Raw genomic sequence first — 10,459 nt, forward strand, 5'->3', positions numbered from 1 at the left:
CGACTGCTTTTCGCAGCACCTCACGGCTCCCGACAGCCGAGCATGGCTCGGCTCTACATTGTCCCCGGCGCCGGTCTTTGGCACACTGCGCGGCTACTTTTTCAAGGATCGATGCCGTGCAGGAAATGATTCTGCCGTTGAAGCGCTACGCCCAGTTCGAGGGCCGCGCCAACCGCCGTGAGTACTGGATGTACCAGCTGTTCCTGTTCCTGGTCGCAACTGCGGTGATGCTGCTGGCCGGTGTGCTGGCGATCCTCCTGCGCAACAGCCCCGATGCACTGGCCGGCATCCTGATCGGCATGGTGGTGCTGCTGGGCGTGATGTGGCTGGCCACGATCGTGCCGCTGATTGCCGTGACCGTACGCCGCCTGCATGACTGCAATCAGTCGGGCTGGCTGTTCCTGCTGGCGCTGGTGCCGGGCGGTGGCATTGTGATCATGATCTTCTCGCTGCTGCCGGGCACGCCGCAGGAGAACGTGTACGGTCCAGTGCCCACGGGGCCGTGAGGCTGCGGGAGTCGAGCATGGCTCGACGCTACAGAAGCGGAGGGGCGAAGCCGGCGTGATGCCGGCTTCGTCATTTCCAAGGGGTGTGGGTTGCGCGAGGCAGGATGCCGGAGGGGGCTGGCCGCCTATGCAGCGCGTGCCGTTATGGGCAAGCCCAGCAGGTTGTTGTGGATGATGCCCCATTGCGGGTATTGGCTATCGTGCAGCTTCACGTCGACAAAGCCAGCCTCCCCCAGCAATCGCACCAGGTGAGGATACGAATAGATCCTCAGTTCCAGGGTTGATCCGTCACCGCCATGGAAAGACAGGTCAGAGAATCGCTGCTCCCTGCCATCGCTGGTGATGTTGACAAGGACCCGATCCGCACCTTCGCCCTCGATCCGATAGTCGTTGAGCTCAGGGAAGTGCTCAATCGTGACCTCGTGAAATCCATAGGGAACGGTGAGTACAAGCAGCCCGCCCGGCTTCAACAGCGCGCGCAGGTTGCCGAGCGCACGCTCGCACGGTCCATCCACATGCTCCAGAACATCGGAAGTGACGACGAAGTCATACTTGCCGATGTGGTGCGTGGCTGGGTGCCGGATGTCCAGCATCGGCTCGGTATGGAAATATGTATTGATGTAGTTGAACTTGCGACGCAGGGCAGTGGCGTAGATATGAGCGTCGGTCATTCCGATCCCTTTTATCTGCTTGCGCGGGGGAATCCGCTCAAGCACGCGGATCTCCTTCGCTTCGTCCGTCTCAGACTGCAGGGCAGCCATGATGGCGCGGAATCGAAGGGTGGATCCGCAGCCGATGCAGCTGCGGGATTCTCTCTCGGCAATGACCTCGCGGGATGCTCGCAGGCGGAAGCCGCAGATATTGCAGGCGGGCCTTTCCACTGTCGGAGTACTCACGGGGAAGACGTGCGGCCGAATCGTGTCGAGCGCCTGTCGGGCAAGGTTGCGGAAAATGGAATACACGCTGTGGCAGTCCAGGGTCTATTTGATGCCGCCTAGCTTGCCGCAAGCCAATGGTATGAATCCAGCGTGCGCTTCGCTCTCGAGGTCCGGCTTGCGCGCGTGATACACAGTGTGACGTTCGATCGAGGTGATAATCATTCGCGTTTAAGGTAGACTGCGGTCCCTTGTGAACCGGCGGCCGTGGGCCGCTTCTACCTCCGCTGATGAAGCATTTCATCCTGCCTTCGCACCGGGGCCTGCTGGCCCGCGGACTGGTCGCCTTGATGATGGGTCTGCTCCTGGCCACCCCGTACGCCCATGCGCAGCAGCGCAATCCGCTGCAGAAGATCGGCCACACCGTGCTCGACGAGCCGGCGGCCAGCTATCGCTTCGAGCATTTCGTGGTGGACAGCCCGGACCAGCAGCGCCGTTGGCGGGTGAACCTGGCGATCCCGGTCAAGGCCAGCAAGGTGCCCTCTCCGGTGCTGTACGCGCTGGACGGCAACGCCGTCGCCATGGTCCTGGATCAGCCGTTGCTGGCCGAGCTGGCCGCGCGCAAGGCGCCGCCGGTGCTGGTGCTGATCGGCTACGACAACGACCTGCGCATCGATTCCAGGGCGCGCACCCGCGACTACACCGCGTGGATCGACCGTGCCGATGACGAGAGCGGTACGACCCAGGCAGCTGGCGGTGGTGCTGCGGTTTTCCTGGATGTGATCGAACGCCGCATCAAGCCGGAAGTCGAGCGACGCGCACGCATCGATACGCAGCAGCAAGCACTGTGGGGGCACTCGTTGGGCGGGCTGTTCGTGCTCAATGCGCTCTACACCCGCCCCGCCGCCTTCCAGTCCTATCTGGCGGCCAGTCCCTCGCTGTGGTGGAGCCAGGGCGCGGCGCTGGGTGATCCGGAACAGCAGTTCGTGCAGAACGTGCATGGCCAGCCGGCAAAGCTGTGGCTGATGCTGGGCGGTGCCGAGCGTGTTGGTGATCGTGGCAAGCGCGACCTGAGCAATCCACGGGTGGTCGCGCACCTGCGCCGCATTGGCGGTGCCACGCCGGATGCGGCGATGCAGTTGTCCGAGCGGCTGGCCAAGGTGCCGGGCCTGAGCGTGCAGTACCGCGAGTTCCCGGGGCTGGGACACGGCCCGATGCTGCCGGCCTCGTTCCATGCCGCGCTGCATGAACTGTACGGCGTGACCGACCGCAGCGCCGGCGATGGCGCGCCCAGTGGCGAGGACAACGCCGCCGAATGAATGCCTTCGCACGCGATGCCGTGCGACCCCACTACCCAGGCGAGGCTGCCGGCGCGCAGCGGCCCAGGCAACCGATGACTCCCGCGCCGCGTGGCGCGGCCTACGTGTGCAAGGAGCCTTCCATGTCGTTCCATCCGTCTTTCCGTCTCACCTCTCTCGCCGCCGGCCTCTTGCTGGCGGTGACCGCCACCGCGCAGCCGGTGTTCGACCAGCCGGCCAACGCCACCTTCAAGGGTGAAGTCGTCTCACGCGGTGAGAACGTGGTTCCCGGCAGCACTGCCGACGTGGTCGGCCGTGGGTTCGTGCCGGGCCAGAAGGTCAGCCTGCTGCGCGGTGACAGCGTGCTCAACGCGCAGCCGCTGGTGGTCGACGCGGATGGCAACTTCAAGGCCCAGTTGAGCATTCCGGCCGACGCGGTGCCGGGCACCCATCCGGTGGTGGTGCGCGCCAGCCAACCGGCTGCGGCCACCGTGCTGAAGCTGCGCGTCTCGCCGCAGCTGCCACTGTCCGGCCAGGCGCAGTTCGCCACCCAGTCCAACAAGCTGGTGCCGGGCCTGTACCAGTCCGCCTACAGCGCCGCCAGCAACGCGGTGTTCGTGACCTCGGCGGTGGGTCGCCCGCCGGTGACCCAGTCGCAGCTGCTGAAGCTGGACCCGACGTCGCTGAAGGTGACCAAGGCGATCACCCCGGCGCAGGTGCCGGGCAGCACCAATGGTGCGGTGTACGCGGTCTACGGCGTGGGCGTGGATGACACCCACGGCAATGTCTGGGTCACCAACACCCGCCAGAACTCGATCGCCGTCTATCGCCAGAAGGACCTGTCGCTGGTCCACCAGTTCCCCGTCGACACCGTGCCGCACGCGCGCGACGTGGTGGTCGACGGCACGCGCGGCAAGGTGTTCGCTTCTGCCACCGGCGAGGACCACCTGTCGGTGTTCGATGCGAAGACCTTCAAGGAACTGCCGCAGGTGACGCTGGAATCCGGCGTGGACGACGGCACGTTCACCCCGATGAGCCTGGTGCTGGACGAGAAGGGCGGCAAGCTGTTCACCGTCAGCATCGGCACCCCGGAAGCGGCGGTGATCGATGTGGCCAGCGGCAAGGTCGAGAAGGTCATCGATCTGGGCAATTCGATCAGCGCCTCGGGCGTGGCCTACGACGCGGCGCGCAACCGCCTGTACGTGGCCTCGCAGGGCACCGACAACCTGCTGATCGTCGACGTGGCCGCCGGCGAGGTGCTGCACGATGTGCCGGTCGGCGCCGGCGCGCTGAACGTCGCCTTCGATGATGCCTCTGGCCTGGCCTACGTCAGCAACCGTGGCGCTGGCACGGTCACCGTGGTGAACGGTGACGGCAAGGTGGTCGCCAATCTTGATGGCGGCACGCTGCCGAACCACGTCCGCGCCGATGGCAAGGGCAACGTGTTCGCGGTGAACAAGTCGCGCGGCGCTGAAGACCCGAAGGGTGACCGCATCACCCGCATCACCCCGAAGCAGTAAGTCACACGGTGGGGCGGCGTGCGCGTCGCCCTGCCAGCAAGGAGATTGTGCATGAACATCGCGTCCCGTCTGCGCCTGTGTGCGCTTCCGTTGGCTGTTTCGCTGGCGCTGGCTGCCTGTGGTGGCTCGTCGGCTCCCTCTGATGCCAATACGCCTGCCGAGTCGCCCGCAGCAACGGCGGCCGCTGCGGAAACCGCGCTGCCGGCAGGCTGGCAGCGCGTGGCAGGTGCCGAAATGCCGGCCGTGCACGGCCAGAAGGCGGTGCTGCCGGCCAAGGTGCATTCCGATGATGGCGCCGATATCGAAGTGGCCGATACCAGCCGGATCATCGCCGGTGGCGACGACGTCATCGCGGTGATCGAAGCACTGGGGCTGGGCAAGCAGGTATTTGCCGCGCCGACCAACACCACCACCCAGGCCGGCCTGGCCGCGCCGCGCCAGTTCCTGTTCAACCGGACCACTGGCGTGGAGGGCGTGCTGAGCCTGCAGGGCTCGCTGTTCCTCGGCAACAGCCTGCGCCGCCATACCGAGCTGGCCAGGAAACTGCGCGAAGTGGGCGAGCCGGCGGTGGTCATCGACGACCTGCAGCCGGCGCCGGACAAGGTGCGCAAGGTCGCCGCGGCACTAGGGCTGGCCGAGGCAGGGCAAGCACTGGCCACGCAGGTGCAGCGTCAGCTCGACGAGGCTGCAGCGATTGGCAAGGGCCTGGGCCATGCGCCACGACTGATCCACGTCTCGGCCACCGGCGCTGGCGGCTCACCGACTGTTGCCGGTGCCGACAGCGCCTCGGCGCAGCTGATCGCGCTGGCTGGCGGCGTCAACATCGGCACCGAGGCGGGAGTGAAGAACTACTCGCAGCTGAGCAATGAAGGCGTGGTCGCCGCAGCGCCCGAGGTGATCCTGGTGACCGAGCATGACCTGCAGCTGTTCGGTGGTGCCGAGGGCCTGTGGAAGGCGTACCCGACGCTGAAGCAGACCCCGGCCGGGCAGGCCAATCGGGTCTGGGTGATGCCGGACGTGCAGCTGAAGTACACCAGTGTCGGTTCCGGTGCTGGCGCGCTGGCGCTGGCCAAGGCCCTGGCGGCGTTGCCGAAGGCATGAGTCCGGCGGATCGGCGCCGCCGTCGCGGGCGGACGATGTTGCTGGTGGCGTTGCTGGCACTGCTGGGTGCGGTGCTGGCCTCGTTCGCTGTGGGCCCGCTGCGGCTGCCACCGCTGGAGGTGATGCAGGCGTTGGCGGTGAAGCTGGGTCTGCTCGATCCGCAGGCGGTCAGTAGCCGCGACCTCGCCGTGGTCTGGCAGCTGCGCATTCCGCGTGCCTTGCTGGGCGCGATGGTGGGTGCATCGCTGGCGATGGCCGGTGCCAGCCTGCAGGGCCTGTTCGGCAATCCGCTGGCCGACCCCGGCATCGTCGGTGTCAGCCAGGGTGCTGCGCTGGGTGCGGTGGCTGCCATTGTTCTCGGCGCTGCGGGCGCAGCGGGCTGGCTGGTGCCGGTGGCGGCGTTCGCTGGCGGTGCGTTGGCGATCGGCCTGACCTACGCGCTGGCGCGGCCCGGCAAAGGCAGTGGCAACGCCACGCTGCTGCTGGTCGGCATCGCGATGGCCGCGTTCTGCTCCGCGCTGATCGGTTTCCTCACGTACATCGCCAGCGAAAGCGAACTGCAGTCGCTGGTGTTCTGGCAGATGGGCTCGCTGGCGCGTGCCAACTGGGCCGATGTGGCGGCGGTGGTGCCCCTGTTTGCGATCGGCGTGTTCGCGTTGCAGCGGTTGGCCACGCCATTGGACATGCTGGCGCTGGGCGAACGCCAGGCGCAGCACCTCGGGCTGGACGTGACCCGCACGCGGCGTCGCCTGGTAGCGTTCAGTGCGCTGCTGGTGGGCGCGGCGGTGGCCTTTGCCGGTTCGATCAGTTTCGTGGGCCTGGTGGTGCCGCACGTGGCACGCCTGCTGGTCGGCCCGGGTCATCGCTGGTTGCTGCCGTTGTCCGGCCTGCTCGGTGCGCTGCTGATCGTAGTGGCCGACACCGCGGCCCGCACGCTCGATCCGCCGGCGGAGATTCCGCTGGGCTTGTTCTCGGCCGCACTGGGCGCGCCGTTCTTCCTCTGGCTGGTGCTGCAGCAGCGCCGCAAGGCGGCCCCATGAGCGCGTTGCTGAAGCTGCACGAGGTGGTGGTGCGTCGCCAGCAGCGCGAGATCCTGCATGGCATCTCGCTCGCGTTCGAGCCGGGTACGGTGACCGCGCTGGTTGGCCCGAACGGCGCAGGCAAGTCCACCTTGCTGGCGGTAGCGGCCGGCGACCTGCGCGCCGATGCGGGCGAGGTGAGCCTGTTGGGCAAACCGCTGGCCAGCTACAAGGCCGGGCCGCTGGCGCGCGAGCGCGCGGTGATGCCGCAGGAGCATGGCGTGCGCTTCGCCTTCAGCGTAGAAGAAGTGGTGGCGATGGGCCGGTTGCCACACCCGCCGGACCCGGTCACGGACGATGCCCGGGTGGAAGCGGCCATCGATGCCGCCGAACTGCAGGCGCTGCGCCTGCGCGAGGTGCAGCAGCTCTCCGGTGGCGAGTCCGCCCGGACCACGTTCGCGCGTGTGCTGGCGCAGGATACGCCGCTGCTGCTGCTCGATGAGCCGACCGCCGCGCTGGACCTGCGTCACCAGGAGCGCACATTGCGTAGCGTGCGTGCCTGCGCCGAGGCCGGTGCGTGCGTGATCGTGGTGCTGCACGATCTGAACCTGGCGGCTGGCTACGCCGATCGCGTCGTGCTGCTGGAACAGGGCGGGGTGGCGGCCGATGGTACGCCGCTGCAGGTGCTCACCGAAGACAACCTGCAGCGTGTCTACCAGCAGGATGTGGTGGTGCTGGAGCATCCGCGTCGTGGGGTGCCGCTGGTTGTGGTGACCTGAACGAAGGCCGCCGGGTTGCTCCGGGTATCATGGTTGCTTCGTTTTCTTCAATGGACTGATGCCATGTTCCGTACCGTCACGCGCAGTGTGCTGCTTGCCACGATGATTGGTTCCGTTTGCGCAGCCCATGCAGCTTCGACCTCCCAGGTTTCGCTGACCGACGCGGCCGAGAACGCCTCGCTGATAGAAACCCGGCATTCCAGTGGCGAGGGCGCCGCTGTGACGTCGATGAAGACGCAGTACTTCGCCAACGAGGAAATGTCGGTGAGTTGGGACGACCAGCAGGTGCTGGTGCTGTGCAGGGAGACGGCGTATCTGAAGATTCCTGCGGCCAAGCTCAATGCCGGAGCGTTGACCACCGAGCAGCGGCAGATGATCGTCTATCAGGCATTGATGTCCGGCCTGGCGGCTGTCGCGGGCGTTGTCGGGCCGGCAGGGGAGAGGGTGGCTGTGGCGGATGATGGCAGCGAGACCCGCAGCGTTGGCGAGAATAACTGGGCATATGGTGTTGAGCGATACGAAGTGATCACCCAGCGGCTGCCGGACGGTGCACTTCGGGTCCGGACCCGCAAGACGGAAACCGTGAATGCCACGCCGCCGGCGGGTCCGGACGACATGTTCAGCACCGAGGACGACCAGGCGGCGCGCTTGTCCGAACTGGCGCCGGTGGGCAGCTGGACCGAAGTGGTGGTCCACGGTGGCGCACGGCAGCCGCATGTGGATCCGGCGATGTCGTTGAAGGGGTGGATTTCGATGGGGGATGACCAGGCAGCGACCGTGGCGGATGCCCGCACGCTGCATGGGTGCAAGTAAGGCGTCAGGCACTCATCACAGCCACCCGCGGGGTGGTTCTACTGTGGTGTGCATCGTTCCATTTATGCGTTCAATATTCACTTGCGCGCCAGATTGGCAGGTCTAGAATGCGCCCCATGAACCGGATGCCGCTCCTGAAGTTTTTCACCCTGACCCGCGCAAGCGCGGAACGGGCGTGTCTGCCTGGAGCCCCACGAGGCCTTTGAAACGGCCACCGCTGGACCTTCGACAGAGCGCCCTCCGGGGCGCTCTTTTCGTTTTTGTTTTTTGTGAGTCGACTAACAGTCGACTCTACCCAGTCGACTCTACGTACTCGACGCTACCCAGTACTGCAAAGGAGAACGTGCCATGCACCAGATCGCCGAGACCGAACGCTAGCCGCGCACCCTGTCGCCAACCGGGGTGCGCGGCCCCCGAAGTTGGCTTTGCAGGAACGTTTCCCATGAACACCCAAGTCCTTTCCCGTCGTCGCAACCTTGGCATCATTGCCCACATCGACGCCGGCAAAACCACGTTGACCGAACGCCTGCTGTGGAAAAGCGGCGAGATCCACCGCGTCGGCGAAGTGCACGACGGCAATGCAACCACCGATTTCTCGGCGATCGAGCGCGAACGCGGCATCACCATCGGCGCTGCCGCCGTGCAGGCGCAGTGGGCGCCACGTGACCTGCCGCCGCATCGGCTGACCCTGATCGACACCCCCGGCCATATCGACTTCGCCATCGAAGTCGAACGTTCGCTGCGCGTGCTCGACGGCGCCGTGGCCGTGTTCTCGGCCGTGGATGGCGTGCAGCCGCAGTCCGAGACGGTGTGGCGCCAGGCGCGCCGTCATCGCGTGCCGCTGATCGCCTTCGTCAACAAGATGGACCGCGTCGGCGCGTCGTTCGAGCGCGTACTGGAGCAGCTGCAGGACAAACTGCAGGCGCGGCCGTGGGCGCTGGGCATGCCGTTGGGCAGCGAGAGCGACTTCAACGGCTGGGTCGACCTGGTCGATGAGCGCGTGCTGCAGTGGCGCGACGGTGCGACGACCATCAGCCCGTGGGACGACGCGGCACGTGTCCAGTGGCGAGCCCAGCGCGATGCTCTGGTCGAAGCCGTGGCCGATCATGACGAAGAACTGGCGGATGCCTGGCTGGAAGGTCGGGTGATCGATGCCGGGGCGTTGCGCGCGGCGATCCGCCGGGCGACGCTGGCGGGTGCGGGCGTGCCCGTGCTGGCCGGTGCTGCGTTCAAGGACAAGGGCATCGAGACGCTGCTGGATGCCGTGGTCGATTACCTGCCGTCGCCGCTGGATCGCCCTGCCGTCAGCGCCGAAAGCGATGAAGGCGAGGTGGTCTTGCCGCCGGATCCTGATGGCCCGCTGGCGGGGCTGCTGTTCAAGATTACCCACCAGCAGCACGGTGCACTCAGCTTCGTGCGGCTGTACTCGGGCACCTTGACGGTGGGCGACGCGGTGGCCAGTTCGCAGCATCCGCAGGGACGGCGGGTCAGCCGGCTGGTGCGGGTGCAGGCCGACCAGACCCACGACATTGAACAGGCCGTGGCCGGTGACATCGTCGCGGTGCTGGGCTGGAAGGATGCGGTCAGCGGTGAAACGCTGAGCGGCCGTGCGCTGCCGTTGCGCCTGGAGAACATACAGGCACAGGCGCCGGTGCTGGCCTGGCGGTTGGAACCGGCGCGTGCGGCCGACCTGATCCGGATGGCCCAGGGACTGGCGAGCCTGGCCCAAGAAGATCCGTCGTTCCGCGTTGAAACCGATCGCGATACGGCGGAGACCCTGGTCTGGGGTATGGGCGAGCTGCACCTGGAAGTGATGGTCGAGCGCCTGCGCAGCGAGTGGAACGTCGACGTGGGCGTAGGTGCGCCGCGCGTGGCCTACCAGGAGACGCCGATGCGCGCGATGACGGGTGTCGTTGGGCGGCTGGTCAAGCAGACCGGTGGCCAGGGCCAGTTCGCGCACGTGGTGCTGGACGTGGCGCCGCGTGAGGACGACCAGGTGGTGTTCAACGACCGCATCGTCGGTGGCGTGGTGCCGCGCAGCTTCATCGCGGCGGTGGAAAAGGGCGTGCGTGCCGCACTGTCGGAAGGGCCGCAGGGTCATCCGGTGGTCGGCATCGAGGTCAGTCTTGTCGATGGCCAGACCCATGCCAAGGACTCGTCGGAGATGGCGTTCCATCGCGCAGGCGCCGAGGCGATCAAGGCGGCGCTGGCCGAGGGTGGCACGCAGCTGCTGGAGCCGGTGATGGCGGTGACGGTGCATTCGCCGTCGACATCGGTGGGTGATGTGGTGGGCGACCTCAACCGGCGCCATGGCCGCATCGCCCGCATCGACGACCAGGACGGGCGGGCCGAGGTCAGTGGCTTTGCGCCGCTGGCGCAGCTGGTGGGGTACACCACCGCGCTGCGGTCGCTCAGCCAGGGACGGGCCAGCAGCGAAGCGCACCTGCACGGCTATGAACCGGTACGCGCTGCATGAGGAAGACGAGGGGAGCCCGTTCGCGGGCTCCCACTTTTTTGTCGGGTTTCCGCATCCACGCATGGCGTGGAT

General features: G+C 66.8%; 9 protein-coding genes. 8 read left to right on the forward strand and 1 reads right to left on the reverse strand.

Annotated features, from left to right (window positions below):
* The first annotated feature begins 116 nt into the window (after window positions 1–116).
* Window positions 117–506, forward strand: a complete 390-nt coding sequence (locus BN1263_RS16640) for a DUF805 domain-containing protein (protein ID WP_058982716.1) — start codon at window positions 117–119, stop codon at window positions 504–506.
* 125 nt (window positions 507–631) lie between these two features.
* Here the strand turns inward: BN1263_RS16640 and BN1263_RS16645 are convergent, their stop codons facing one another.
* Complete coding sequence (locus BN1263_RS16645; protein ID WP_058982718.1) at window positions 632–1,468, reverse strand: class I SAM-dependent methyltransferase; 837 nt, start codon at window positions 1,466–1,468, stop codon at window positions 632–634.
* A 203-nt stretch (window positions 1,469–1,671) separates the two neighbouring features.
* On the opposite strand from BN1263_RS16645, the gene BN1263_RS16650 reads away from it, so the two are divergent.
* From BN1263_RS16650 to fusA, 7 genes are all read left to right on the forward strand, one after another.
* Window positions 1,672–2,700 (forward strand): alpha/beta hydrolase, encoded by a 1,029-nt coding sequence (locus tag BN1263_RS16650; RefSeq protein ID WP_058982720.1) that lies wholly within the window; start codon window positions 1,672–1,674, stop codon window positions 2,698–2,700.
* Between the two features lie 122 nt (window positions 2,701–2,822).
* Window positions 2,823–4,199 (forward strand): YncE family protein, encoded by a 1,377-nt coding sequence (locus tag BN1263_RS16655; RefSeq protein WP_058982723.1) that lies wholly within the window; start codon window positions 2,823–2,825, stop codon window positions 4,197–4,199.
* A gap of 51 nt (window positions 4,200–4,250) precedes the next feature.
* The gene (locus tag BN1263_RS16660) at window positions 4,251–5,300 is read left to right on the forward strand and encodes a heme/hemin ABC transporter substrate-binding protein (protein ID WP_058982725.1); all 1,050 of its coding nucleotides are present in this window, start codon (window positions 4,251–4,253) and stop codon (window positions 5,298–5,300) included.
* Window positions 5,297–6,340, forward strand: a complete 1,044-nt coding sequence (locus BN1263_RS16665) for a FecCD family ABC transporter permease (RefSeq protein ID WP_049450246.1) — start codon at window positions 5,297–5,299, stop codon at window positions 6,338–6,340. The genes BN1263_RS16660 and BN1263_RS16665 overlap by 4 nt, the downstream gene beginning before the upstream one ends.
* A complete protein-coding gene (locus BN1263_RS16670) occupies window positions 6,337–7,098 on the forward strand; it encodes a heme ABC transporter ATP-binding protein (RefSeq protein ID WP_058982727.1) in 762 nt (253 codons plus the stop codon). Before BN1263_RS16665 ends, BN1263_RS16670 begins: the two co-directional genes overlap by 4 nt.
* A 63-nt stretch (window positions 7,099–7,161) precedes the next feature.
* A complete protein-coding gene (locus BN1263_RS16675) occupies window positions 7,162–7,911 on the forward strand; it encodes a hypothetical protein (RefSeq protein ID WP_058982729.1) in 750 nt (249 codons plus the stop codon).
* A 442-nt stretch (window positions 7,912–8,353) separates the two neighbouring features.
* The gene (gene fusA / locus BN1263_RS16680; RefSeq protein ID WP_058982731.1) at window positions 8,354–10,387 is read left to right on the forward strand and encodes an elongation factor G; all 2,034 of its coding nucleotides are present in this window, start codon (window positions 8,354–8,356) and stop codon (window positions 10,385–10,387) included.
* The last annotated feature ends 72 nt before the right edge of the window (window positions 10,388–10,459 follow it).

It is taken from the genome of Stenotrophomonas thermophila (assembly GCF_001499715.1).
Taxonomy (GTDB): domain Bacteria; phylum Pseudomonadota; class Gammaproteobacteria; order Xanthomonadales; family Xanthomonadaceae; genus Stenotrophomonas; species Stenotrophomonas hibiscicola.